Source organism: Salipiger sp. 1_MG-2023 (assembly GCF_030547555.1).
Taxonomy (GTDB): domain Bacteria; phylum Pseudomonadota; class Alphaproteobacteria; order Rhodobacterales; family Rhodobacteraceae; genus Salipiger.
On the sequence record NZ_JAUOQN010000002.1, the window covers coordinates 171,568 to 198,166 of the forward strand.

A 26,599-nucleotide genomic window follows, 5' to 3' on the forward strand; every position below is an offset into this window, starting at 1 on the left:
CCGGATTACAGGAGGATCACCATGAAACGTTCCCGCATCAATGAAATTATCCGGGAAGGCGATGCCTTCATCCGGTCTTTCGGCTATAGTCTGCCGCCCTTTGCCTACTGGTCGCCGGACGACCTCAAATCCGCAGATCACGCACAGATCAAGGCGCGGCGCATGGGTTGGGACATCACCGATTACGGCGCGGGTGATTACGACAAGATGGGTCTGTTCCTGTTTACCACCCGCAATGGGCTATCCGAAGATCTCGGGCAGCGCAGCGCCATGCTTTATGCCGAGAAGATCATGATCTCGAAGCAGGATCAGCTCAGCCCGAACCACCACCACCTGCTCAAGGTCGAGGACATCATCAATCGCGGCGGCGGCACGTTGGTGATCGAGGTGCACAACCGGCTCGAGGACGGGTCCGTCGACCGCAAGGGCGATGTGCGACTGACCTGTGATGGCATTGATCGGGTTCTGCCGGCGGGCGGCCATCTGAAGCTTGATCCGGGCGAGTCGGTAACGCTGTACCCGCACACGTGGCACGCCTTCTGGGGCGAGGGCGGCGACGTGCTGATCGGCGAAGTCTCCACGGTCAACGACGACACTTCCGACAATATCTTCGAGATGGACATCGGGCGGTTCTCGACCATCGACGAGGATGAAGCGCCGCTGCACCTTCTGGTATCGGATTACGACGACCGGCTCTGAAGCTCGGCGCGCAGCGTCGGGAGCGTGTCTTTCGGCGCAGGCGTCGCTTCCCACACGGCGCGGGCGATGGCGCGCGACAGGCACAGGCTTGCCGCGTGGCCAATTGCGGCAAGCTGCATCCCCGGCGCGACCAGCGCTTTGCGCCCGGTAGCGGCGGAGAACACGAGGTCTCCGTCCATCGGCGAATGCGCTGGCAGGATGGCGCGCCCGATGCCGTCATGGGCTGCGACCGCCAGCCGGTGGCATTGCGCCTTGTCCAGATCCGCATCGGTGGCCACCACCGCGATGGTGGTGTTGCCCAGCCCTGCCATGGCGCTTGCCTTGCGCGACTCCGGCAGGATGATGTCCGGCACCGGGTCGATGCCAAGCCCGCCGAATTCGCCGTCGATCTCGAAGGGCGCCGCCCAGAAATGCCGGCCCGAGGGCGTGGTGACGCTGCCCATTGGGTTCACGGCCACCAGCGCACCAACGGTGATACCGTCTTCCAGCACGAGACTGGCCGAGCCCAGCCCGCCCTTGTGCATCGCGGTCTGCGCGCCGCAGCCCGCTCCGACGCTGCCGAGTTCGAAGCGTGGCCCCGCCGCCGCCAGCGCCGCGCGGCCAAGCGCCGGGTAGGGGTTTTCGCCCCATGCCTTGTCGCCGCCGTTGAGCAGGTCGAACAGGATCGCCGCAGGCACGATCGGCACGCGGGCCGACAGGATCTGAAACCCGCGCCCAGCCCTGTGCAGCGCATCCATCACGCCCTGAGCGGCGGCCAGTCCAAAGGCGCTGCCCCCCGACAGCACCAGCGCATCGACGCCGGGTGCGCTTTTGTCCGGGGCGAGCAGGTCGGTCTCGCGCGTGCCTGGCGCGCCGCCCATCACCGCCACCGAGGCGACAAAGGGCGCATCCGCCGTGACCACGCTGACGCCAGATTTCAGCGCCGCGTCCTCGGCGTTGCCGACGCGCAGACCCGCGACATCACTGATCAGATTGAGAGCACCAGGTTGCATGAAACTTCCTTGTTGCACGGCATGGATCAAAGCTTCGCACCACTTGCCGGTGCGGTTTGGCAGGGTGATCCCATGCGGAGAATGCCCAACATCCCCGCATGGCTGAGATTTTCGGGCAGCTGTTGCAGTTCGATGGGACTGACAGTGCAATCCTCCTCGTCGCCAGCGGAGAAGCGCCGCACGGTCGGAGCGCTCGACGACGCCTTGGGTGAGGGCCAGCAGGGGATGGATGCGGATGCAATCGCGCGCATCGGGCGCGCAGGTTCCCGGAAAGCCGGATCGCCAAGATGTGCGGCCACCTATTTTTCAGCAGCCCGATGATCTGTGGCAGCTGCACCCACGTCTCGAAAACGTATCGCAAGGCTGCGCCATCAATGGCGGCACTGGGCCCCTGGGGAGGGCCAATACAGGCCTTGCCAGCAGACACCGGGCGGGCGAAATCGGGCCTGAAGAACAGCGTGAAATGGATAAGATGATCGCAGGGGTACTCGATCCCTTGCAACATCGCCGCCGCAAGATTCCGCGCTCCAAGCGCCGCGGCCTTGCTCTGGCGGATCGGCCAAATGCCGCGGATCCGCCGCGTCAGGGTCAGGGTCAGGGTCAGCGCATCGCCTTGGCCCCTGACCTGACGCAGCCTCTCAGCCCCGCGAAACGTCGGAGAACTTGCAAAAGCGGCGCGCAAGACGCCGTCCTCGATCGCAAGCCGCATCCCGAAATCGAGAGCGGCGTGGGCGAACCGGCCGACCAGCCATTGCCGGATCAGTTGCGCCCCGCGACGCGGCGCGCCATGCGCAGCTCGTCGGCAGGGGCGTTGCCGTCGTTGCGCCTCTGCGGCATCGCATTGGACAGCGCCTTGCGCAGGTCCGACGGCAGCCCCGGCAGGATGCCCGTGATGGTGGGCGTTTGGGAAAAGGCATGGCCCGGCTCTTCGATGTCCGGAGAGGCGCAGGGCTGGTTGCCGGTCCATGGCCGCGTAGCGCAATCGCCCGCCGTCTGAGTGCCAACGCAGCAGAGCTGATCCATCTTGCCGCCGATTTCGCATAGCTCGGGCACCCGCCTTGAATTCAGGGCATTCATTCATGGAACAGCCATGATGCACAAGGTGGTTTGCGCAGGATTTCGGCCGACCAAAGGCATCGCGCCCGCCCGCCACGGTCACGGCGCCATTGGACGCGCAGGTGCCCACCCCCACGTGCCGCATCAGCACCTCGGTGCCGGTTTTCCGCGAAACCACGGCCTATTGCAGGAACAGGATCCCGCCCGGCCTATCGAAGACGTTCGGCGCTTTGGCGCAGAGCAACAGTATGGCGCTTCCCGTCAATTTCAGCCAGAGCAGGGTCATTGCGGGCTCCATCCTCGGCCAGCGGCAGAGCCGGGCCAACTCCGGGAGGAGGCGCCTTGATAAACCACTCCTATGCGCCATCGCGCGGCGTCAGTATCGCGCCAAGACGCCGAAGCGAATGTCGGTGATCCCCGTGCCGTAACGGGTGGCGTGCAGCCCCAGCCCCAGATCGGCCGTCAAGGGCAGCTCGATCCCGGCGCCGACATAGGCGGTGACATCGGGAATCACTTCGGTGCGCGCGATCAGCGCCGAGCGGTAGCGCGCCCGCATGTGGCTGGCGAGCAGCCCGACCGATCCTTCCGCGACCGCGCCGCCGCGCCACAGCTCATGGCGATGACCCAGCTCGGCCCAAGCCGACAGTTGGCGCAGCGTCAGCTTTCCCGGATCAACAAAGATACCCACGCCATCCGGCAGGCGGTATTTCTGCGCACCCAGCGCCGCGCCGCTGCGCAGATATCCCGCGCCAGACCAGACCGGCAGCGTCGTTTCCACCCCAAGCTCCCACCCGCGCGGCACCGCAAGCGACAGGCTGCCAAGCGTCAGATCAAGCCCGCTGATATCGCCCGTGCCAAGGAACCCCTTGGTCAGACGCTGCATGGCCACCTCGGCAAAGGCAGCCTGACCATTCGACAGAATTACCTGTATCTCTGGCTGGCCTGCGAGCGAAGGACATGCCACAAATACGCTGAACAATCCTATTACGGCTTTGAAATAAGACATCGACCTCGATTTTTCAGTGCAACTGCCTGCGAGCAGAACGATTTTAACGGTCCTACCGAGGGAATGGAGCCATGGCCTATACGATTACCACGTCGCTTGACGCGCTGCTTGAACTATCATCCGGAATCGACCTGAGCGCGATCGCCGCAGTGTCTCTCGAGCATGAGGACGCGCTGTTCGATCTCATTGATCTTGAAGCAGATCTTGTTCTGACAACCATCAGCTCCACACGCCTCGTGGGCACCTATGGCCCATATGCCATGACGCTGACCGGCGCTGGCATCGGTCCGGTCGATTCCGCCGCCGCCCTGCTGAACGCCATCGAGACCGGCACCGCGGACGGCAGCTACGATTCGCTGCGGATCTCACTCGCAGGCACCGAGATTCTGGCGATCGAGGTTGATGGTGATGGTGCGGTGATCACCACCGGCGATGTTGTTCTGGCCATTGACGCGGCGCTGCCACTGACCTTCGCCGCCGCCGAAGACGTGGTTCTGGCGATCGACCTTCTGTTGGCGGATGCGCAAGGCCAGCCCGTCTCGAGCGACGCAGTGCTGGCGGCCCAGGCCTTGCTGAGCACCTATTCGGTCAGCCGCCTCGCGCTGAGCGAAGCCGGTGTCGAACTGGCACAGATCGACATGTCAGAAGATGGCATCGCCATCACCCTTGCGGGCTATACGCTGGCGGTCGACGGGCCGGACCTGTCGAATCTCGACAGCCTCGCCCTGCTTGCGTTCTACAGCGAAGACCTGTCGGACATCGGCATCACCGGTGCGGCGCTGCTTCGCGACGGCGTCATGCTGGCCTCGGCCACCGGAGATCTGTCTACCGGCCCCGGCGAGTTGCTGGTCGATGGCATGGTGTTCGACCAGTTTCTTGCCGACCTGCCGATTGTCGGCCTGGAGCAGGATACCCTGTTCGAAACCGATCCCACCGGCGGCGCAGCGGTGGTGCTGGGCTTTGGCGGGGCCGACACGATCCTTGGCAGCACAGCGGGTGACGCCTTGTTCGGCGGCGACCAAGGCGACGAAATCATGGCTGGCGCAGGCAACGACACGGTGTTCGGCGGCAATGGCGAAGACCTCGTGATGCTAGGCAACGGCGCCGATCTGTTCATCGACAATGGCCAGATCAGCTTTGGCGACGACACGGTCTTCGGCAACGGTGGCAACGACACGCTGCTTGGGGGGGGCGGCAATGACGACCTGCGCGGCCAGCGTGGCAATGACGTGGTGTCCGGCGGTATCGGAGACGACGTGCTGCGCGGGAACGAAGGCTTCGATACGCTGCGCGGCGGAGCCGGAGACGACACGGTGATCGCAGGCGACGGGCGTGACCTTGTGTTTATGGGCGGCGGAGATGATCTGTTCGCCGACAATGGTCAGGGCGGCGCCATCGGCAGCGATACGGTTTATGCCAACGCCGGCAACGACACGATTGGCGGAGGCGCCGGCAACGACGTCTTCTTCGGGCAAGACGGCGCGGATCTGATCTATGGGCGGCTCGGCAACGACCGGCTGTTCGGCGGCAACCAGAACGACACCATGCTGGGCGGCGATGGCAACGATACCATCGCTGGCGGCAACGGCGCCGACAGGTCTTTCGGCGGTAGCGGCAACGATATCTGGTTCGACAACGCGCAAGTCGCCTTCGGCAACGATTATGCGGTCGGCGGCAATGGCAACGACACGTTTTACGCCGGAGGCGGCGACGATACTCTTGTTGGGGGCGCCGGTGCCGATGTCTTCGATTTCTCGTCGGCCACCGGGTCCGACGAGATCGACGATTATCAACTCGGGATCGACAGCTTTGTCGTCACCTCGGATGACTGGACCAGCCGGAGCGTTTTTCTTATCGCGTCGGACGATGGACTGGGCGGCATGGTCACCAGCGTCGGGTTCGAATTTTCGGGGAGTGACCGCATCCTGTTCTGGGGCATCGAGGACAGCGCGGCCCTCGAAACAGACGTGGTTCTGGTCTGATCATCGGCTCCGGGGCGGTGCACCATGCGCTGCCCCTTCGGGCGACTGCGCTTTTATCGAACCAGAGGTGGCGCAGATGGTTGGCTTTTTTGGCAAAAGCCGGAAGACAGCCCTCTCGCGACTCCAGCGTGGTGGCTGTGGTGCATGGGCTGCCCCGTCTACGAGATAACGAGCTGGCCGCCCTGCGCTATCCCGCAGTTGCCAGTCGCGCGGCGGCTTTTTGCGACAGGAAGGCGCAGACCAGCAGTTGTGACATGTGGTAGATCATCAGCGGGAGAACGATCGCGGCCAGATTTTCGGGCGCAAACAGCGCCGTCGCAATGGGCAACCCGGATGCAAGGCTTTTGGTCGACCCGCAATAAAACAATGCCGCGCGATCAGCGGCGGGCAGGCCCGCCGCCCGCCCCGCCCAGACCATCAGCGACATGGTGATGGCCAGAAACCCCAGCACGATGATTGCGAGAACAATCAGCGACATCACCGGCAAGGACGCCCACAGCCCCGATACCGTGCCCGCGCTGAACGCCGAAAACACGATCAGCAAGATCGCCCCCCGGTCGACGATCAGCGTCAGCATCTTGTGCTTGCGCACATGATGACCGACCCACGGACGCGCCAGTTGCCCGACCACGAAGGGCAGCAGGATCTGTGTCGCGATCTTGATGACCGCATCCAGCCGGATGCCTCCGTCGCCGGTGTGCAGCAGCGTTGCCACCAGCAGCGGCGTCAGCACCACGCCCACAAGGTTCGACACCGATGCCGCGCAGATCGCCGCCGGCACGTTGCCCCCGGACATCGACGTGAAGGCGATCGAGCTTTGCACCGTCGATGGCAGCACCGCAAGAAACATCAGGCCCAGCGTCACCGTTGCCCCCAACAGCGGGCCTGCAACAAACGACAGTGCCAGCCCCACGAGCGGAAACATCAGGTAGGTGGCAGCGAGGGTCATGCCCTGTAGTTTCCAGTTGGTCAGCCCCGCCCTGACCGCACCGGAATCCAGCTTGGCGCCATACAGAAAGAACAGCAGCGCGACCGCCCAATAGGTGACATGCCCCAGGATCGTCGCCGTAAGGCCCTGCGCCGGGGCAAGCAGCGCGAGCGCCACCGTCCCCAGCAAGAGCAGCATGTAGGTGTCGATGCCAAGGCGTTTGAGAAAGCTCATTGTCGTCGGTTCCTTGTGGGGTCGTGTCGCCGGGTTCAGAAGCCTGCGGCCTGACCATCCTTGCGTGGGTCTGATCCGGCAGCATATCCGCCGCCGGGCAAGCGATGCACCAACTGCGCGCCACCAAAGCCAAAGGCGTTGTCGGGGGATTCGATGATGATCTCATGCCCCAGCGCGCGCAGTCCGTCCACCACCTCGGGCGACAAAGTGGGTTCGCAGGCGACGTTCAACCCGTCCAACATGCGCCAGCGCGGCGCGTCGGCGGCACTCTGCACGTCCTGATCCCACAGCTGGGTACGCAGGAACAGCTGCACGTGGCCCTGCGCCTGAATCGGGCCGCCCATCATGCCAAAGGCCATCAGGGGCGCGCCTTGTTGCATCGCAAAGCCGGGAATGATGGTGTGAAAGGGGCGTTTGCCCCCGGCGACACAATTGGGATGGCCGGGCGTCGTGGTGAAACCCGCGCCCCGGTTCTGCAACGAAACGCCCACCCCCGGCACAACGACCCCGGACCCGAAGCCAGCGTAATTCGACTGGATGAAACTGACCATCATCCCCGAAGCATCGGCGGTGTTCAGCAACACGGTGCCCCCGCGCTTCGGGGCGCCAACGCCGTGATCCACCGCCTTGCCGGGATCGATCAGCGCGGCGCGGGCCTTCAGATACTCGGGTGCCAGCAGCGCGGTTTCATCCACATCGCTCATGTGATCGCGATCCGCGACAAAGGCGTGCAGGTCGCGGTAGGCCAGCTTGATCGCCTCGATCTGCAAGTGGATCGCCGCCAGATCGTCAGGACCGTGATCGCGGATTGGGGTGTGTTCCAGAATGCCAAGCGCCATGAGCGCGGCAATGCCCTGCCCGTTGGGCGGGATTTCATGCAGCTCGGCATCGCCAAAGGCCTGACTGACGGTGCCACACCAGTCGGGGCGATGCGCCGCAAGGTCTTCGCGGCTCATCACGCTGCCGTTGGCCTGCAAAAAGGCAATGATCTCGTCGGCAATCTCGCCCTCGTAGAACGCCTTGCCGCCAGTGTCGGCGATGGCGCGCAAAGTCCGGGCGGCGCCGGGGTTGCGGAACCGCTCGCCGGCTTTCGGAGCACGGCCCCCCGGCAGGAAGGTTTCGGCAAAGCCCGGCTGGTCTCCCAGCGTCTTCGCGCCGTTTTCCCAGAGCTTTGCAATAACCGGCGATACGATGAACCCGTCTTCGGCATAGCCGATCGCGGGCGCCAGGACGGTGGCAAGGTCAAGCGTGCCGAACCGCTCAGACAGCGCGACCCAAGCACTGACGGCGCCGGGCACCGTAACGCTGTCGACCCCGATCCGGGGCATACCGTCTGGGAACCGCTCAGGCCCCCAGGCGGCAGGCGCGCGACCCGACGCATTCAGCCCGTGCAGTTGCGCCCCGTCCCACAGGATGCAGAACGCATCCGAGCCAAGCCCGTTGCCCGTGGGCTCGACAATGGTCAACGCAGCGGCGGTCGCGATGGCGGCATCGACAGCGTTGCCGCCCTGCCGCAAGATGGTCAGCCCGGCCTGCGTGGCCAACGGCTGAGACGTGGCGACAACATTGTCCGCCAACACCGCAGAGCGGCGCGACGCGTAAACGGGATCATGGCGCAAGTGCATCAGAGGTCCTTTCCTACCGGGGTCGCGGTGGCGCGCAATATGGCGCGCAGCGCAACATCACGACCAAATCTATCAGGGGCGGGCCCACTGGCCCGCCCCCGCATGTCCGTCAAACTTCTGTGTTCGCGACCAGAGTGCCGGTGGCGGACCCGAAGCCAACGCGCGCGCAACCTTCGCGCAGGGCGACGCCGCTGATGGTCAGGCTGTCGCCATCTTCCATGAAGCTGCGGCTTTCACCGTTGCTGAGCGTGATGGGCTTGGTACCGCGCACCGTCATCTCGGCAAAGCAGGCGCAGCTATCATCAGCAGCCCCCGACGCGGTGCCGCTGGCCAGCAGATCCCCCGGCCGCAGGTTGCACCCGTTGCTGGTATGATGGGTGACCATCTGCGAAAACGACCAGTACAGATGCTTGAGATTGGTCAGCGTGATGCGTTCCGCCGGGATGTTGTCGGCCCGCATGGCGGCGGTCTGGATTGTCGCTTCAAGCGTGATGTCCAGCGCACCGCTGTCTTGCGCGACCTCGGATGCAAGATGCGGCAGCGGGGCCGGTTCACCTGTGCGGCGCGGTTCCATCGCAGTACGGAACGGGCGCATCGCCTCTTCGGTCACGATCCACGGCGAGATCGTGGTCGAAAAGCTTTTCGACAGGAACGGGCCAAGCGGCGCGCCTTCGAACCGCTGGGTGTCGCGCAGCGACCAGTCGTTGACGAGGCAAAAGCCAAAGATGTGCGAATCGGCATCATCCACTGCGATGGGCGCGCCCAGCTGGTTTTCACGCCCGATATAGGCACCCACTTCCAGCTCGAAATCGCATTTCGTGGTCGGGGCAAAGGACACCACATCATCTTCGACGGTCTGCACGCGGGGGCGGACGATGTCGCCGTCCAGCCGGATCGAGCTGGCGCGGCTGTGATAGGCAATGGGCAGCGACATGAAGTTCAGCGCCAGCGGGGCGTTGTCACGCATCCGCGAAAAGTGATGCCGCGAGGTCAGGAAGTCGGTGAAATCGCCAACGCTTGCGGGAAGGTGCAGCTCGGCGTCCTTCATCGGAACAAGCGCTTCGGTGATGTCGAAATCGGATGCGCTGTCCGCATCGAGCAAGCTGACCAGCCGCGCCCGAAGCGCCGAGGCCGGAGCGTTGCCCAACGCCATCAGCGCGTTCAGGGTGGTGCCAGAGCAGGCCGCCTGTGCCGCAACCTCGGCGTCGCCGGTCAGCGCGCCCTTTTCCAGCAGAATCGCAAGATTGATGATCTGGTCCCCGATCGCGACCCCCGCAGAGGGTGACCCGCCGCCGACGCTGAAGATACCGAACGGAAGGTTCTGGATCGGGAAATCGCACTGCGCGTCATTGGCAGCGTCAACCACGCACCGGCGCGAAGGGTCGTGGGTTTCATTGAGGCTCGTCATCGTCGTTCCTTTGACTGATCTGCATGTGATGTGGGTTAGGTTTCATTCTGATAGACCCGGCGCAGGGTCGAAAAGAGATGGGTCCGGTTCAGGGTCGTGGCGTGTTCCAGATCGCGGGCAAGCACCGCATCGGCCAATTCCTTGTGGTTGGCGATGTAGTGATCCGGGTCCGACCAGGTGCCCATCAGGATGCGGCGATAGCGGAACGCCTGGCTGTACAGATTGTCCGCCAGCTGAATGATGCGCGGCGAGCCGCAGCCCGCCAGAAGTGATGCGTGAAACTGCCGGTGCAGCCGGTCGAGGTCTTCGTGCTGTTCGCCAAAACTGCTGCCGTGCCGTTCAACGAAAAGTCGCAGGCGGTGCATCTGGGCAAGAACGTCCGTTTCCCAGTCATCACCGCCCAACTCCATCGACAGTCGAATGCCTTCGCATTCGATCAATAGCCGGGTGTTGGTGATATCGATCAGATCCGCCTCGCTCAACTCTCGCACAAAGAACCCGCGCCGCCCGGAGGCAACGATCAGGTTCTGGGATACCAGACGAGACAGGGCTTCACGGATTGGGGTCGCACCGATTTCGTAGGTATCGACCAGATGGGTGATGCCCAGCTTCACCCCCGGAGGCAGCTTTCCCGAAAGGATATCGTGATGAAGCCGTTGGACCGCTTGCTCGGTCAGAGTCACAGTTTCTGGGTTTAAATCCTGTTGCGCCATGAAAAAATCCCTGCCCTGCACTGACCGTCGATAGCTTATCGATTAACCAACTGAAAATACATTCGTCAACATTAAATATGTAAATTATAATTCTATCGATAAAATGTTGACAGATCGATCAACAAACGTTCCTTTCAGAACCAGCCGACTCCGATCGCCCACGGCGAACAGACCGGCATCGCCAGCGCGATCAAAGGATCGCACGGACAAAAACAACGACAGGGACTGCGTGACAAAATGACAAAGATTCGACTTCACACGGGAACGGCAGTGCTTGCCGCAACGGTGGCCTTGGCCGCCGGTGCCGGGACGCGCGCCACAGCACAGGACTTGGGCGAACTGGTCGCGCCCATGTCGCTTTCCTACTACGCCGCCGATTTCGGCCCGCGCTACGAGCAATCCTCCCGGGTTCTGGCGTCGGAATGGGAAAAGCTCGGGCTTGAGCTGAACCTTGAGCCGATCCAGTTCAGCACCTTCGTGTCGACCATCAACGTTGGTGGCGGGCTTGAAGACATGGCGTTCGTCAGTGTCGGATCTGACCCTGACCGGGTCGACCCGACCTATTGGGCCTATGACCAGTCGGCCTGCGGGCAGCGGCGCAACGCTTCGAAATGGTGTGATGAAGCCTATTCCGAACTGGCCGAAGCACAGCGCAGCATGGTCGATCAGGCCAAGCGCGAAGAAGCCGTGAAGGAGCTGCAACAGCTGCATTTCGAAAGCACGCCGTGGTGGCCTGTCACGCATAACGTGTTCGGAATGCTGTGGAACAATGAAAAATGGGGCAACGTGCAAAGCCCTTCGCCCGTCAACCCGGCGGAAACACAGGTCAACCCGTGGCTGAACATGAAGCCGCTGGGCGATGACCGCATCCTTGACTGGGGTTATTTCGAAGACGTCAACACCTACAACCCGCTGGCCGAAGAAGGCGCCGTGGGCTGGGTCCGGTTCATCTATGACACCTTTGGCAAGATCGATTCCGATGGCAGCGTGATGCCTTGGGCTGCCGAATCCTGGGAATTCACCGAAGACACCACCCTGCGCATCAACCTGCGCGCCGGGATGACCTTCCATGATGGCAAGCCCGTCACCGCCGATGACGCCGTGTTCACGCTCAACAAGGTGATCGATGTGCAGCCGCCGTCGATGGCCGCGCGGATCGTCACGCTTGAATCCGCCGAAATGATCGATGAGCTGACCTTTGACATCAATTTGACGGCGCCCGATGCGTCTTTTGTCACCACCGGCCTGCCGTTCCTGTTTATCCTGCCGAAACATCTGTGGGAAGACTACGACGGCGACATCCTTGCCCGTGACGTGGTTGAAGAAGGCGTCGTGATCGGCAGCGGTCCGTTCAGCTTCAAGGAATGGCGCCGCAACGAAGTTCACGAGCTGGAAACCCACAAGGCGCATTGGGCGGCAGCGGAATATGACGGGCTGCGGCGTCTGGCCTTGGGTCAGGCAGATGCGATCCGCTCGGCGCTGCTTAGCGGTCAGGTTGATCTTGCGACCGGTATTCTGCCGACGGCGGCCATGGACGATCTGTCCCGTCAGAACGATTACCTGAGCTTCGTCGACGAGAACTCGCACGGCACCACGATGGTCTGGGTGAACAACGAAAAGGCGCCGTTCAACGATCTGGCGTTCCGCCGGGCGCTGCGCCAGTCGACCAACAAGGATCGCGTGGTCATCGAAGCGCATCTGGGCTTTGCCAACAAGGCTGGCTCTGGGCCGATCCCGAACCAGCTTTCGGCGTGGTATGACGACAGCCTGCCCGAGGTGACCTTCGACATCGAAGCCGCGCGGAAGATCCTCGCAGACGCCGGCTATGGCTGGGACAATCAGGGCCGCCTGCACTACCCCGCAGACTGATCCGGCCAGCGGTCCGCCGGAGGCGGCGGGCCGCTCGTTTCCCAACCCAGCTAAAATGGAGACCAATCGATGAGGGGCTATATCCTTCGCCGCCTTGCCCAGAGCGCCTTGGTGATCTGGGCTGTCACGACGGTGATGTTCGTGATGTTCCGCGTGATGCCATCCGATCCCACGGCAATCCTGATGGACCGCGGGATGACCGAAGAGGCACAACAGCGTCTATTGCAGGAATGGGGCCTGACCGGCTCGCTCTGGGATCAGTACGTCGCGTACATGCTGAACCTGATCCAAGGGGATTTCGGGTCATCGTTCTTTTACCGCAAACCGGTGTGGGAGGTGCTTTTCCCGCTGATCGTGAACACCCTGTGGGTGGCGGTTCCGGGCCTGTTGCTGGGGGCTGCGATCGGCTCTGGGCTGGGGCTTCTGGTGGGCTGGGCCCCGCGTGGCGGGCGCATCGAAACCACCGGCATCTATCTCGCGACGATCATCCGGGGCGTGCCGAATTTCGTGATCGGCATCGCGATGCTGGCGCTGTTTTCCAGCACCCTTGGCTGGTTTCCGGCCTTCGGCATGAGCTCGGTCGGAGTCGAACAGGAAGGCTGGCGGATTTTCTCGCTGGATTTCCTGCACCATCTGGCTTTGCCGCTGATCGCCGTGGCGATCTACTTCCTGCCCGAGAACCTGCTGCTGATGCGCAGCGGCGTGGTCGAGAACCGCACCGAAGATTACATCGAACTGGTGCGCGCCAAAGGCGTCGCGCCTGCCCGTGTCGCTTGGCACGCTGGCCGCAATTCCCTGCTTCCGCTGATCACATGGCTGTTTCCGGCGCTGGCCGAAACCATCGCCGGTGTGATCGTCGTTGAAATCGTCTTCAGTTGGCCCGGCGTCGGGCGTGAACTGGTCCTCGCCGTCACGCGTCAGGACTATCCGCTGGCGCAATCGGCCTTCTTCCTGCTGGCAGTGCTGATCGTGGTGGCAAACCTCGCCGCCGATTTGCTCTACGGCAAACTGGACCCCCGCGTGGTATACAAATGAGCGATCTTTCACATTCTTCTGGCGCCAGCCACGGCTGGCTGGCCTCGCTGCGGCAGACCTTCCGGCTGCTCATGCAGGACAGCTTTGCCGCGTCGGGGCTGATCATTCTGGGCATGTTCATCGTGCTGGCCATCGTGGCGCCGATCTTCGCCCCATATGACCCCTACGAGGTGATGATGACCGAAGCGGGACGGCTGAACCGACTGTCTCCTCCGACGCTGGCGCATCCGTTCGGCACCACCGCCTATGGCAACGACGTGCTGAGCCAGTTCATGCATGGGGCCCGTGTGGCGATGATCGTGGGGCTTGTGGCCGCGCTTGCCGTAGGCCTCGTGTCGACCGTGGTCGGCATCGTGGCGGGGTATTTCGGGGGCTGGATCGATGACATTCTGATGCGCCTGACCGATGTGGCGCTCAGCATTCCGACCTTGCCCTTTGCCATTGTGGCGGTGTCGCTACTGGGGCCGAGCCTGCAGAACATCATCTTGGTCATTTCGGTGCTGTTCTGGCGCAACGGCGCGCGCATCATCCGGTCTGCGGTGCTGACCGAACGCGAGCGGGTCTATGTCCGCTGGGCGCGCGCGGCGGGAGCGTCGCATGCGCATGTCATCTTTCATCACATCCTGCCCAACACCATTCGCGTGGTGTTCCTGTGGATCACCATGTCGGTGGCCTTTGCCATCCTGACCGAGGCCAGCCTGAGCTTTCTGGGTCTGGGCGATCCGTCGGTGATCAGCTGGGGCCAGATGCTGAACACCGCGTTTTCCAGCGGCAGCCTGCGCACCGCTTGGTGGTGGGTCGTGCCACCCTGCCTTGCGCTGACGCTTCTGGTCTCGTCGCTGTACCTGATCGGCCGCGGCTATGAAGAACAGACCAACCCACGCCTGCGGAGGGTATAATGCAGACTGAAACGGCACTCGCCAGGGATCTGCGATCCAAACCCGCAGCCCTGCTACAGGTCGAAGACCTGAGCATCAGCTACCAGACCACCAAAGGCCCGTTTCACGCGGTGGACAAGGTCAGCTTTACCGTAGAACCGGGCAGCACGCTGGGGCTTGTCGGGGAATCCGGCTGCGGCAAAAGCACGGTGGTGAAATCGCTGATGGGGCTTTTGCCCCTCCAGACCGCCATCACCGGGCAGGCAAAGCTGAACGGGCACAACATTCTGGGCCTGTCCGAAACCGCGCTGCGCGATGTGCGCTGGACGCAGCTTGCCCTGATCACTCAAAGCGCGATGAACTCGCTTGATCCGGTCTATTGCGTCGGCGATCAGATCGTTGAATCCATCCGCGCCCATGTCAGCGTGTCCAAGACCGAAGCATGGCAGCGCGCCGAAGAGCTGTTCGCCATCGTCGGCCTTCCCGCCGGTCGGCTGCATGAATTCCCGCACCAGTTTTCGGGGGGCATGCGCCAGCGCGCGGTGATCGCCATGGCGCTTAGCCTGAACGCAGGCTTGTTGCTGGCGGACGAGCCGACAACGGCGCTTGATCCGATCATGCAGGATCAGATCATGGCCCGGATCCGGGGGATCAATGCGCAGATGCGGCGCTCGATGATCCTTGTGACCCACGACATCGCCGTCGTGTCGGAAACCTGCGATACCATCGCGGTGATGTACGCAGGTCAGGTCGTGGAATCCGGTAGCACCGCCGACGTGCTGGGCAAGCCCACGCATCCCTACACGATGGGCTTGCAGAACGCCTTTCCCCGGTTGCCGCGCAAGGGCGAACCCCGGTTGCCGCTGATTTCGATCCCCGGCACCGTCCCGAACCTGTCATCCCCTCCACATGGGTGCCGGTTCGCAAGCCGGTGCCCCTTCGCCACGGATCTGTGCCGGTCGACCCCGCCCCCGGCAGCGCGTCCCGAAACCCGCCAAAGCGCCGCTTGCCACTACATCGACCGCGCCGCTGAATTTCGCGCCATCGCACAGCAGCCCGAAACATGGCGCCGGAAGGAGAATTGATATGAACACCAACGCGGTCGTCATCCAGGCACAGGACCTTCAGACGCATTTTGCCCTGCGGTCTGGCGTGTTCAGCGCCCTCACCGGACAAAAACCTGTCGCCGTGCGCGCGCTGGACGGTGTCGATCTGACCATCCGACGCCGGGAGGTGGTTGGGCTGATCGGCGAATCCGGCTGCGGTAAGTCCACGCTCGGAATGTCGCTTGTGCGCATGTACCAGCCCACGGGCGGCAAGATCCGTTTCTTTGGCGATGACATTACCGATGTGCAGGGCGCTGAACTGAAATCCTATCGCCATCAGGCCCAGCTGATCTTTCAAGACCCCTACAGCTCGCTCAATCCGCGACTGACCATCGGGGAAATAGTCGAAGAGCCTTTGCGCATTCACCGCATCGGCACCGCCGCAGATCGCGCCCGGAAGGTCGCCCATGCGCTGGATCTGGTGCGGGTTCCGGCCAGCGAATACCTGCACCGCTATCCCAACGCCCTGTCCGGCGGGCAGCGTCAACGCATCGCCATCGCCCGGGCGCTGGTGCTTGAGCCGAAGTTCATCGTTGCCGATGAACCCGTATCGATGCTGGACGTGTCGATTCAGGCCAGTGTTCTGGAAATCCTTGACGAGTTGTCAAAGGAGCTTGGACTGGCGGTTTTGTATATCTCGCATGACATCGCGACAGTCGGGTATATCTGCGACCATGTGGCGGTGATGTACCTTGGGCAGATCGTCGAAGAAGGCCCTGCCGAAGACATCCTGACTGCCCCACGTCACCCCTATACCCAGCGGCTCATGGCGGCGATCCCGTCGGTATCGGGCGAGCGCAGCCGGGAACGCGTCGAGTTGTCAGGAGACGTGCCCTCGCCGCTGAATGTCCCGCCCGGATGCCGGTTTTCGTCCCGTTGCCCCTATGCGACCGACCTGTGCCGCACCGAGCCGCCCGCACTGGCGAACGATATCGGGACACAGCGCGTCCGCTGCCACCTGTACAGCGCCGAAGGTATGGCACCAGCCAACGAGCCTGAAATGGTATAGCTATTTGATCCCATGGCGATGATACGATCCATCCTCGGGCTTGGAAGGAAGCATCGCCGAATACGATCGTCACGGAAGCGCCGCAGGCGACCTGCATTGCGAAACCGCCGAGAAGGGCTGGCGATGCGCCACGTGATCTGGACCGCTCTGACGTCAATCGTCGGCGCGTCACTGCCGATGTGATTGTTGCCCCAGACGGCTTTATTTCAATAACCCGTCTGGGGTTCACCGCATATATTCTGCGCGATAGCTGGTTGGCATGAGCCGTTGGCCCGACGCAGTACAAAACCGGGAACTCGCCATCCTCTCCCCCGCAGAGAAGCAATGCGGATCACTCCCGATCCCTTGACCGATCGCACGTGCTTGCAGGTGTGAGAGGTTGCTTTGATCCCAAGATGGTTCGGGCGCCACCTGCTGCTGGCAGACGTGCCCGTCGGTGCCCTCGCGGCGGTCGATGCGCCACACGTGATCTGGCATCCCCTCGGCGGCATCTTGACGATACGCTTGTCGGGCAGTGCATGGCCCGTGACTTCAACCGCCATGTCGCAGAGAGCCAACTCTGCATCGGCGTATTTCATCGCACACCGATTTTAGCATACTTGGGACAAAGACCGTAGGAGAACGGTGTCAGGGGCAAGCGGTCATGCGCTCGCCCCCCACTTTGCGCAAAAAAAATCTGGCCGCAAACCTCGCGCGGCCGGAAACGCTTGTCTGGATTGACCCTGTTGCCGAAGTCGAGACCCTAGCTGCGGCCCTTCCATGGCACCAGAAATGCCTCGGCCTTTCGCATCAGGATATCGATGCCAAAACCGATCAGACCGATCAACACGATGCCCATAAGCACAATGTCCGTGGCCTGAAACTTGGACGCCGCAACGATCATCTTGCCGGCGCCTTTTTCCGCCGCGACAAGCTCGGCGGCCACAACCGTCCCCCAGCAGACCCCCATGGCGACCCGTGCGCCGGTGAAGATTTCCGGTAGGGAATTGGGCACGATCACGTGGCGCAGAATTTGCCATTTGCTCGCCCCGAGCGAATAGGCGGCCTGCACCTTGGTGATGTTGACGCCAGACACGCCTGCGCGGGCCGAAATGATCATCACCCAGAGCGCCGCGAGGAACAGCAGCACGATCTTGCCGCTTTCGCCAATGCCGAACCAGATGATCACCAGAGGGATCAGGGCCAGTGGCGGGACCGGGCGCATGAACTCGACGATCGGATCAAACCAGCCGCGCGCCCAGCCCGAAAGCCCCATCGCATATCCCAAGGGAATACCGACAAGAGAGCCAAGCAGAAAACCTGCGATCACGCGCCACAGCGACCAGCCGACATGCTCGGCAAGCGAGACGTTCTGGTAGCCGTCAGTGGCGATTTCCCAGAACCGTGAGAACGCGGCTTCGGGAGACGGCAGCCAGATCGGTTCCATCTGCCAGCCTGCGTCGGGGGAGAAGTTCAAAGAGCCTTTTCCGGTCATGGTCACCTCGCCATGGCGCACTTTGACCGTCTCTCCGGGAGCAATGGCTTTGCCCTCGATGGCGATGATCTTGCTGTCTTCACCGTCATTGGCTTGTGCACGAATGAGCACCGAACGCCATTCCGCCACAGTGGCCGCGTCCCCTTGTGCAAAGCCGCTGGACGCCGCCGACTCGGGCGCGTCGACCACTTCGCCCGCCGGATGCACGAGCACATCGACCGTGGCTTGAGCGGTCTCACCGGCCGGGTTTTCGGCGGTGTAGGTAAAGCTCGTCTCACCACGGAACGGTCCCGGCATATGGATCGGAACCAGCTTGGAGTCCGTGAATGCCCCCCAGACAAGAAAGATCATCGCAACCGAGATGATCGACGCCGCCCGATCCGGAACAACCGCGCTTTCATCGCCGAAGGTCACGGTCTTGAGCGAGGTAAAATCCGTGGTCTTGCTCATGAAGCCGCGGGCAAATTTCACGAGGGCAAAGGCCCCGACAAACAGGCCCACGTAGATCAATAGAACGATAATACCAGACATGTTCAGCTCTCAGCCCCGCCCATGATTTCTTCTTCCATTTCCCAGATCATCTGAAGGATTTCTTTTTTCGTTTCCCCAAAATCGGGGTCCTCCTTGACGGTTCTGAGGTCGGCGCCAACGGCCCGATCGGCAAACGGAAGGTTATATTCCTTGAAGATCCGGCCCGGGCGCGGCGCCATCACCAGCAGGCGTTCGCCCAGCAACAGGGCCTCGTCGACCGAATGGGTGATCAGGATGATCGTCTTGCCGGTCTTCTTCCACAGATCGAGCACAAGCCCCTGCATCTTCTCACGGGTGAGGGCATCGAGCGCGCCCAGAGGTTCATCCATCAGGATCACCTCGGGATCATTGGCCAGACACCGCGCAAGCGCGACACGCTGCTGCATGCCGCCAGACAGTTCATAAACCGCCTTGTTCTTGAAATCGCGCAGACCCACCGTATCGAGAAGGTTCTCGACAATCGTGTTGCGTTCGGTCTCTTCCATCTTCTTCATGCGCGGCCCGAAATCCACGTTGTGCCGCACGCTCATCCATTCGAACAAAGCGCCTTTCTGGAACACCATGCCGCGTTCCGGGCCGGGGCCCGTAACCTGCTTGCCGTCCAGAGTCACCGTGCCCGAGGTGGGGGCAAGAAACCCTGCTAGGATGTTCAAAAGCGTGGATTTGCCACATCCCGAAGGACCAAGGACGGAGAGAAGTTCGCCCTTTTTCAGCTGAAGTGACACGTCTTGCAGGGCCTGAACGTGTGAGCCGTCCGGCAATTCAAAACGCATGGAAATGTCATTGATTGTCAGATCGCCCACTTGGGAACTCCCTGTCCATGAGGGTTTGTCGTCAGGATGTACATGCGGCGCCAGATGCGCCGCATGTGGTGTTGATCGTCGCGCCGATTACTTGATCGCGTTGAGCGGGCCGAGGGCAATCGTGCCTTCATAGCTGTCGAGCGCCGAAGGGATGGCACCGGCCTCGACAAACACGTCGGCAACGCCCTTCATGTAGCTTGCAGCCGTGCCGCCGAGCCACGTTCCGGAAACCTGCTGTTCGATCGTCGGGAAGGTGAACCCGGAGATCGACGCCAGCGCGGCCTCTTCGTCCATGCCGGATTCCATCGCGATTTTGGTCAGCATGTCGGCTGGTTGCGACGCCTTCCAAGTCGCATTGGCTTCGGCTGTGACGGCGAGGAATTTCGAGACCAGCGCTTCGTTCTCGACGATGAAATCGGAAGGCGAAGAGGTGACGTCGAAGATCAGGATGCCAAGCTCTTCCTTTTCCGCGCCGGTCAGAAGAATATTGCCGTGCTCTTTCATGCGGGAAAGCCCACCGCCGTAACCGCAGGCGAAATCGACAGAGCCTTGCGCCAGGGCAGCGGCCCCGTCCGTCGGAGCCATATCGACAATCTCGAGGGTCGAGATATCAACGCCGAAATGATCCATCTGCTTGAGAAAGCCGAAATGCGAGGCGGTGCCGAGGGGCACGGCGACCTTCTTGCCTGCCAGCTCCCCGGCGTCGTCCTTGGTGATCTCCAGCTCGGTCGCCACGACACAGTTGTCGTTATCCGAATAGCTCACCGCCACGTCGACGATTTGCAGCGGCTGACCTGAGGATACGGCGACCACGAAGGGCGGCACGCCTTGGCTGACGGCGATTTGCACATCGCCAGAGGCCATGGCCGCAGACATTGCGGTGCCGGTCTCGAAGCTGACCCAGTTCACCTCCATGCCGAGCGCTTCTTCATAAGCCCCGTCGGCTTTCGCGGCGAGAAACGGCATCGGCCATTCGAGGAAATATCCGACGGTCAGGGTGTCCTGCGCAAAGGCGGAGGTGGCGGCGGCGAAGCTCGCCAGTGCCATCGAAGAGGCGCCCAAGCGCAGTTTCAGAAAGGTCGTCATGTGGTTCTCCTTGCTGGGGTCGGACATCTCTGTGTCCGGGGGCTGTGATCTGTAGGTCCGATCCAGTGCAGTGTGTCCTGCATCTCGTGGTGATCGTGATCGTAAAGAGTAATCCTTTGTCAGGGGAGGATGCCCGAGGCTTGCGTGGTCCCCGGAGCGATCTCTTCCGGGACGGGCGGATGATTGTGTCAAACGCATTGCAAGAGCTAAAGGATGCCCCCCCTATGTGGTCAATTCGGTGGCCTGTCGGTTCAGGAAATCAGAACGATTGTCCCGACAAACTTGAACGCACGATCAGGGTCGGCATTTTCTGGACGATATGATATCTCTTTTTTTCTAACGACTTGCCGACATGCACGCGGTATTTTGGCTGAGTCTCCCCCACAGTTCCGCTGCTCAGTTTTCATGCAGCTTACGAAGATCGCGGGGTTCCCAGTCGTGTTGCGCGGGGTGTGATGTTTGGAATCGCGCAGGAATTTCGACCATCGCGAGCGGGACCGAGCCGGCCGCCGGGAGCGCGCGATGGTGTGTCTCGGTGTATTTCGAGAGCGCGCTTGTGCAGGCGATCAAGGCAGCCCTGAGCCGGAGACTGTCCGACCAGAGGAGGCCAAAACGGTGCGTGGGCCTCTTCAACCGCTTGAGCGATGGACGTCACAGGGCTGTCCGATCCTATGTAGGTCGACCCTGCCCCGACCCCATAGGGAAGAAAATTCGGGGTTTTGCGCGCGCCTGAGGTTCGCTTGATCGCCAACCGCCTTGCAAAAGGCAGGAATTCGTCGCAGCTTAATCGGCACACAGATGTGCTGCCTCGACGCGCCGACTGTCATAGGACCAAGCTTCTGCAAGCGACGTCGCCCGCGCTCCGAATTAACCGCCCATGAGGCCCGCCATTCACTCGCTGCCCGTTTCCATCGACCGCGACAGCAAGGAGCCGATCCAGAGCCAGTTGCGCCGAGGTATCATCACGGCCATCGACTCGGGCCAGTTGATGCCAGGGCGCAAGATGCTCTCGACGCGGCTTCTGGCCGATCAACTGGGCGTTGCACGCAATACGGTTTCCGCCGTCTTCGAGGAACTGATGGCGCGCGGATACCTGGAGGCGCGCCCCCGTCGGGGCTATTTTGTCAGCGACAGCAAGCCTCCGGCGAATGATCGGAGCGATCCTGCGGCTACGCTCGATTGGGAAGGCCGTCTCAACCATCATCCGTCACGGCTCAACCACATCCGCAAGACTCTGAACTGGCGCAGTTACAAATACCCGTTCATCTATGGTCAGGTAGACCCCGGGCTGTTCCCACTGAACGCTTGGCGCAGCTCGTCGCGGGACATGCTGGGACGAGCCTCGGTGGACTGGTGGGGGGCGGATCGGGCCGTGGATGACGACCCCATGTTGATCGAGCAGATCCTGACTCAGGTTCTGCCCGATCGCGGCATCTATGCCCGCCCCGAAGAGGTGATGATCACCCTCGGGGCGCAGGAGGGGCTGTACCTTATTTCGCAACTGTTGTCCGGGGCTGGAAAACGGGTGGGATGCGAAATGCCCGGCTATCCCGATTCACGGTTCATTTTCGACTTGGCCGGGGCTGATCTGGTGCCCTTGAGCGTCGACACGCAAGGGGCGGTCATCCCGCCGAATGCAGGGTTGGATCTGGCGATTCTGACCCCCGGCGCGCATTGTCCATCAATGACCGTGATGTCGGATGCCCGGCGCAACGAGACCCTCGCCCTCGCGGCGAAAGAGGATTTCCTGATCGTCGAAGATGACTATGAAGGCGACGTGTCCTTCGCCAAGGACCTTGCTCTCAAATCCCGCGACAAAGAGGGGCGCGTCCTTTATCTGGGCACCTTGTCCAAAGTACTGGCACCCGGAGTCCGCCTTGGCTACATCGTGGCCCCCGCGCCTGTCATCCTGGAAGCGCGGTGGTTGCGGCGACTGATTCACCGCTCGGCCCCACTTAACAACCAGCGGGCTGCGGCGATCTTTCTGGCGGAGGGCTATTACCGCAACCTTGTCCGCAAATTGCGCAGCACCTATCAGGCGCGCTGGGAAACGGTGATGGCTCATCTGCCGGACCTGATGCCCGGGTTCCGCGCGCCCGATCCGTGCCATCCGGGGCGAAGCGTCTGGCTGGAAGCCCCCGAGGGGCTGGATGCGCATCTGCTTTTGCAGGAGGCGATGGCGCAGGGGATCCTGTTCGAAAGCGGCGATCCATTCGTGGAGCCGCACCAGAGAGGGCGCTTCCTGAGGCTTGGTCTTTCCGTCACTGAAACGCAGACAATCGTGCCCGGAATGCGCAAGCTCGGAGAAATCGCGGCGCGCCTGTAAGTCCGGGCCGAAGACGCGCCCAGCCCTTGCAGCAACCTCGACCCGCTGTGGGTGAACCGCCATAGGCAGGCGTAGCGGCGCAAACTGGCCCAATGGTTATAAGATCGCTGGCCCGATCCTGGCCGCAGACTCTGCGCTAGAGAACGGCCATTCACCTTTGGAGCGCCGCCCATGACCGTCATGATAGTATTGTTTGTTGTTGTTGCTGTCCTGTTCTCGTCTATCATTCGCGGCATTGCCGGCTTTGGCTTCGCGATTGTCGCGGTGCCTGTTGTGTCGCTGGTCCTGCCACCACTGGAAGCGGTCGCGCTAGCCGTGCTGATGCAATTGATCGTGGGCTTTCATGATGTCCGTGCGCTGCGCAAAGATATTCACAAGCCTTCGCTGCTGCGCTTGGCGCTTGGCTCTTTGGTCGGAACGCCCATCGGAATCTTTGCCCTGGCCGTGATGACGCCGGATGCAGCGCGCATCCTGATTTCCGTGTCGGTGATGTTCGGGCTGTTGCTGTTGCTGCGCTACAAACCCACCGAGCCACGCCCCAGCGGGCATCTGGCTGCAGTCACCGGTGTCGCTTCCGGCGTGTTTTCGGGCCTCGCCGCCATGCCCGGGCCGCCCGCCGTGGCCTATTACCTTGGGGTCGGAATGCCCGCGAAGGAAACCCGCGCCTCCTTGCTGATATTCTTCTTCTTCTCGGCCCTGATCGCCACACCGGGATTGGCCGTTGCCGGGGCGATCGATCTTCACATGCTGTTTCTGGTGGGCCTGTCGGTTCCGGGTCTGATCTTTGGCACATGGCTTGGCACAGAGGCGTTCAAACGTCTTGGCTCTGACCAGTATCGGACGATCGCAATCGGTGTGATGGCCGTGTCCGCCGTGATTTCGGGCTGGCGCGGACTGGCTGCCTATCTCTGAACACGAGAGATTTTCCGGGCAGGAACGGCTCTGGCACATGCTGCCAAGGTCGTTTGTTGCTTTTCGCGCACCTTGCGCTCAGACCGCAAAATGCCTCTTCGTGGACGCTAAGAAAAATCCTTTGGGGGATGTCACAGACAAAGCGCAACCTCTCTCTCCCGACGATGGAGAAGCTGCGCGGAACAAAGCGATCACGTGCCCGATCCCCGAGGTCGCCTGATTGATCCCGGGTTTGATCTCGGGCAGGCTGGCGCCGTCGATCGACGACGAAATTCAATGCCTCCAACGGGGACAGCTTCCGCATTCGTGGGGCTTTGTTTCACAAATCAGGGTTTAAATGTGCTTTCCCATTCCCGTTCGGACTTACCCTGCGGCCTCAGTGACGGGTATGCCAAGAGCGGTGTAGCGGTTGAGAATTGCGAAGCGGATTTGGATTTCCGCGACTTGCCGATCACAGTCCCGCGCCAAAAGCGATTGGCCCGTTAATCTCACACAATGCATCTTGGTCTCGACACGGCTCCGGCGGTGGTAGCCACTCCATCGCCGCCATATGGCGCGGCCCAGATATCGCGATGCGTTGACCGCTTCGTTTCGGGCGATGGCCCCCGCGCTCGTGGGCTTCCACGGCTTTGTTCTTTCGCGGGGGTATGACGGCATTAGCCCCTCGAGCAGCAATCGCGTCGTGGCATTTACGGGGTGAAAGGCGGCCTGGAATTGATCCAGTGGATCAATTCAGCCCTGCACGGGCGGAGCCCCGGGGGCACCATCCGCTGTGAGCGATCCGATGTCCTGATCAGGCGGGATTTGACCCAATAGCTCGGGTAGCATGGGTGCGTCACCCACATTTCTGGTGGTGACCTCGACAGCCCTAACTTCCAGCGTTTCTTCATCGATCCCTATGTGTATCTTGCGCCAAACGCGCCGCTTGGAGCCGCCATGGTTGCGAGCGTTCCACTCGCCTTCACCTTCGGCTTTGATGCCGGTCCTGTCGATGAGAGGGTTCAATGGGCCGGTTCCACCGCGATACGGTAGGCTTACGTTCAGCGTTCTTTGACGACGACACAGGGTGCTGAAATCCGGAACAGCCCAGTCCAGTCCAGTCCGACAAACTGCAACAAGCTTTCCACGAAGCCAGTCGTTTGCCGCAATGGCAAGCCAAACAGGACTTTGAGTGTCAGGCAGGTTTGAATCGCGGCGTCACTGAATTGGCGTTGCCGACCACGTTTGCCGCCAGGGGGTGGCACCCAGATCATCTCGGGATCAAACCAGATCGAAAGTGAACCGCGTTGCTTCAGCGCGGTGTTGTGCGAAGGCCAGTTTCTGGTCTCGTACTTCATGGGGACCAACTGCTCTTCCCCTTCAGCTATCACGCTGGACTCAAACAGTGAATCCCATCAAGATATTTGTGCAACAAAGCCCGCCCGACGGATCGAAACACGATTTCGGCGTCGTCTGGGGCCCATTGTATTCGGTAAAGCATTGGTATCGCTTAAAAATCTTGCAACTGCTTGGAGCCGTAGATCATGTTGGAGACCATTTCCCCCTCATTCACCTTCGTGAAATCAGGAATCTTCTACTTTAGCCGTCGCATCCCGACCGAGCTGAAGAGCCACTACACTTCGCCCCGCATCGTCTTCTCGCTTCGCACGAGGTCCGCCCGGATCGCCGAGGCAAGGGCCAGACGTGCGGCTGATCAGCTCGACGAGTACTGATTCCACCTGCGCTCGCAGTCCAAAGAGTTGCCCGGGAAGCAGATGCTCCGGCTGCAGCGGGATCCCCAAGCGACCCCCACTTCTATAGCAGCGCCAATCTTCGAAGCAGCAACCAGCACCATCAAGCTCCCAGAAAGCATGTCCCTCTACCTCAAGCACAAGGGCAACAACCGCCTCGCGACCTTTCAACGCGGCGGTTTGTGAGATCATGTCCTTGCTCATGGGGGGCTCCTTGATCCGCAGGTCAGCTGAGCACCTAACCCTTCCGAGCTCTGCCCAAAAGTTGGGGACGGCTGTCATCAGGTGGCGGCTTGGAATTGCTTGATGCCGTTTTTGAACTCAATCCCCTGAATGATTTCGGGCAGACGTTATGGCCCGGAGATCTTCCGCCACGTCTTCCTGGCTGCCTCAACCGCAAGACCATGGCGAGGGCCGTTTTGCGGTTGAGGCAGTCCCTGGTTTTCCGGGGGCGATTGCGGACCGTGGCAAAGACGCTCTCTATCGGGGTCGTGGTCCGGACAGGCTTTTAGGGCTCGGCCGGGACGTCGTAGAAGGCGGGGCGCTCGTCGCGGTCCTTGACCAGCTTGCCGACGGCCTTCTCGTGTTTCACGCCGTTGGTTTCGACGCAGAGATCGATGGCGGCATTCGCCTCCTTCTTCGTCCCGGCCATCCAGATGTCCTGCAGGTTCGCCTTGGCCTTGTCATGCAGGGATTTGGGCATGGCCCCCGGAACGTTCGCCGTCTTGTGGACCCAGCATCGCTGCGCGCGCGCGCCGGGAAAGGCCTCGCGCAGCGCCGTCCAGACCCCGACCGCCCCATCGCCGACGGCCAGCTCCGGCGGATCGGTCAAGCCACGTTTCTTCAGTCCTTTCAGAGGGTCGCGCCAGCTGTCGGCATTTTCGCGGACCCCGTCCATGATCGCCAAAACGTCCGTCTCACCGAATTCGTCAGCGCCGATAATCACCAACATACATTGACGATCTTCATCCAGGCGGGGCGTGAAGCAGACCCCGTCCGCCCAGATGCAGACAGAGCGTTTGCTCTTCAGATCACGCTTGCGCCAGGCCTCGTACGCCTCCCACCACGTCGCTTTCAGGCGGGTGATGGTCGAAGACGACAGCCCCTCGGCATCCGGCCCGATGATGTCCCAACTGATGGTGTAGCTCACGACGGGCCTCGCGCTCACCGGCGGGCCGAGCTTGTCAGTCGCGCTGC

20 protein-coding genes and 2 pseudogenes are annotated in these 26,599 nt (G+C 61.9%); 10 read left to right on the top strand and 12 right to left on the bottom strand.

Annotated elements, in window-relative coordinates; translation table 11 throughout:
- Positions 1-21: 21 nt before the first annotated feature.
- Positions 22-699, top strand: coding sequence for a D-lyxose/D-mannose family sugar isomerase (locus Q4543_RS02115; protein WP_303436107.1), 678 nt, complete (start codon positions 22-24; stop codon positions 697-699).
- Here Q4543_RS02115 and Q4543_RS02120 read toward each other — a convergent pair.
- The 3 genes from Q4543_RS02120 to Q4543_RS02130 form a co-directional block, all read right to left on the bottom strand.
- Entirely contained in the window at positions 681-1,691 is a 1,011-nt protein-coding gene (locus tag Q4543_RS02120; protein ID WP_303436108.1) for a P1 family peptidase, read from the bottom strand. The two genes, Q4543_RS02115 and Q4543_RS02120, sit on opposite strands and share 19 nt — an antisense overlap.
- A 759-nt stretch (positions 1,692-2,450) precedes the next feature.
- Positions 2,451-2,744, bottom strand: coding sequence for a hypothetical protein (locus tag Q4543_RS02125; protein WP_303436109.1), 294 nt, complete (start codon positions 2,742-2,744; stop codon positions 2,451-2,453).
- A gap of 379 nt (positions 2,745-3,123) precedes the next feature.
- Positions 3,124-3,630 (bottom strand): hypothetical protein, encoded by a 507-nt coding sequence (locus tag Q4543_RS02130; protein ID WP_303436110.1) that lies wholly within the window; start codon positions 3,628-3,630, stop codon positions 3,124-3,126.
- Between the two features lie 194 nt (positions 3,631-3,824).
- Here Q4543_RS02130 and Q4543_RS02135 point away from each other — a divergent pair, with 194 nt between their 5' ends.
- Entirely contained in the window at positions 3,825-5,735 is a 1,911-nt protein-coding gene (locus Q4543_RS02135; RefSeq protein WP_303436111.1) for a calcium-binding protein, read from the top strand.
- A gap of 187 nt (positions 5,736-5,922) precedes the next feature.
- On the opposite strand, the gene Q4543_RS02140 is transcribed toward Q4543_RS02135, so the two are convergent.
- From Q4543_RS02140 to Q4543_RS02155, 4 genes are all read right to left on the bottom strand, one after another.
- Complete coding sequence (locus Q4543_RS02140) at positions 5,923-6,897, bottom strand: bile acid:sodium symporter family protein (protein WP_303436112.1); 975 nt, start codon at positions 6,895-6,897, stop codon at positions 5,923-5,925.
- A gap of 35 nt (positions 6,898-6,932) precedes the next feature.
- Positions 6,933-8,522: a gamma-glutamyltransferase family protein gene (locus Q4543_RS02145; RefSeq protein ID WP_303436113.1), complete on the bottom strand. Its 1,590-nt coding sequence runs from the start codon at positions 8,520-8,522 to the stop codon at positions 6,933-6,935.
- Positions 8,523-8,631: 109 nt separating this feature from the next.
- Positions 8,632-9,930, bottom strand: a complete 1,299-nt coding sequence (gene fahA, locus Q4543_RS02150) for a fumarylacetoacetase (protein ID WP_303436114.1) — start codon at positions 9,928-9,930, stop codon at positions 8,632-8,634.
- Positions 9,931-9,965: 35 nt separating this feature from the next.
- A complete protein-coding gene (locus tag Q4543_RS02155; protein WP_303436116.1) occupies positions 9,966-10,613 on the bottom strand; it encodes a GntR family transcriptional regulator in 648 nt (215 codons plus the stop codon).
- Between the two features lie 267 nt (positions 10,614-10,880).
- On the opposite strand from Q4543_RS02155, the gene Q4543_RS02160 reads away from it, so the two are divergent.
- The 5 genes from Q4543_RS02160 (at position 10,881) to Q4543_RS02180 (ending at position 16,540) form a co-directional block, all read left to right on the top strand.
- Entirely contained in the window at positions 10,881-12,512 is a 1,632-nt protein-coding gene (locus Q4543_RS02160) for an ABC transporter substrate-binding protein (RefSeq protein ID WP_303436117.1), read from the top strand.
- 69 nt (positions 12,513-12,581) lie between these two features.
- Entirely contained in the window at positions 12,582-13,547 is a 966-nt protein-coding gene (locus tag Q4543_RS02165) for an ABC transporter permease (RefSeq protein WP_303436119.1), read from the top strand.
- Positions 13,544-14,446 carry an ABC transporter permease gene (locus Q4543_RS02170; protein ID WP_303436120.1) on the top strand — a complete coding sequence of 301 codons (903 nt, stop codon included), beginning with the start codon at positions 13,544-13,546 and terminating at the stop codon, positions 14,444-14,446. The genes Q4543_RS02165 and Q4543_RS02170 overlap by 4 nt, the downstream gene beginning before the upstream one ends.
- On the top strand, positions 14,446-15,510 hold the full coding sequence (locus tag Q4543_RS02175) for an ABC transporter ATP-binding protein (RefSeq protein WP_303436121.1): 1,065 nt from the start codon (positions 14,446-14,448) through the stop codon (positions 15,508-15,510). Before Q4543_RS02170 ends, Q4543_RS02175 begins: the two co-directional genes overlap by 1 nt.
- Before the next feature lies 1 nt (position 15,511).
- The gene (locus tag Q4543_RS02180; RefSeq protein ID WP_303436122.1) at positions 15,512-16,540 is read left to right on the top strand and encodes an ABC transporter ATP-binding protein; all 1,029 of its coding nucleotides are present in this window, start codon (positions 15,512-15,514) and stop codon (positions 16,538-16,540) included.
- A 742-nt stretch (positions 16,541-17,282) separates the two neighbouring features.
- Here the strand turns inward: Q4543_RS02180 and Q4543_RS02185 are convergent.
- The 3 genes from Q4543_RS02185 to Q4543_RS02195 form a co-directional block, all read right to left on the bottom strand.
- Complete coding sequence (locus tag Q4543_RS02185; RefSeq protein WP_303436138.1) at positions 17,283-18,536, bottom strand: ABC transporter permease subunit; 1,254 nt, start codon at positions 18,534-18,536, stop codon at positions 17,283-17,285.
- Positions 18,537-18,547: 11 nt separating this feature from the next.
- Entirely contained in the window at positions 18,548-19,348 is an 801-nt protein-coding gene (locus Q4543_RS02190) for a taurine ABC transporter ATP-binding protein (RefSeq protein WP_303436123.1), read from the bottom strand.
- Between the two features lie 87 nt (positions 19,349-19,435).
- On the bottom strand, positions 19,436-20,434 hold the full coding sequence (locus Q4543_RS02195; protein WP_303436124.1) for an ABC transporter substrate-binding protein: 999 nt from the start codon (positions 20,432-20,434) through the stop codon (positions 19,436-19,438).
- Positions 20,435-21,311: 877 nt separating this feature from the next.
- Between Q4543_RS02195 and Q4543_RS02200 the strand changes: the two genes are divergently transcribed.
- On the top strand, positions 21,312-22,760 hold the full coding sequence (locus Q4543_RS02200) for a PLP-dependent aminotransferase family protein (protein WP_303436126.1): 1,449 nt from the start codon (positions 21,312-21,314) through the stop codon (positions 22,758-22,760).
- A 171-nt stretch (positions 22,761-22,931) separates the two neighbouring features.
- Positions 22,932-23,672 (top strand): sulfite exporter TauE/SafE family protein, encoded by a 741-nt coding sequence (locus tag Q4543_RS02205; protein ID WP_303436128.1) that lies wholly within the window; start codon positions 22,932-22,934, stop codon positions 23,670-23,672.
- Between the two features lie 363 nt (positions 23,673-24,035).
- Here Q4543_RS02205 and Q4543_RS02210 read toward each other — a convergent pair.
- Positions 24,036-25,009, bottom strand: a pseudogene (locus tag Q4543_RS02210) (IS5 family transposase).
- Between the two features lie 186 nt (positions 25,010-25,195).
- On the opposite strand from Q4543_RS02210, the gene Q4543_RS24590 reads away from it, so the two are divergent.
- Positions 25,196-25,384: a DUF6538 domain-containing protein gene (locus Q4543_RS24590; RefSeq protein ID WP_368502145.1), complete on the top strand. Its 189-nt coding sequence runs from the start codon at positions 25,196-25,198 to the stop codon at positions 25,382-25,384.
- A 299-nt stretch (positions 25,385-25,683) separates the two neighbouring features.
- Here the strand turns inward: Q4543_RS24590 and Q4543_RS02220 are convergent.
- Positions 25,684-26,528 (bottom strand): annotated as a pseudogene (locus tag Q4543_RS02220) (IS256 family transposase); the annotation flags it as partial.
- Between the last annotated feature and the right edge of the window lie 71 nt (positions 26,529-26,599).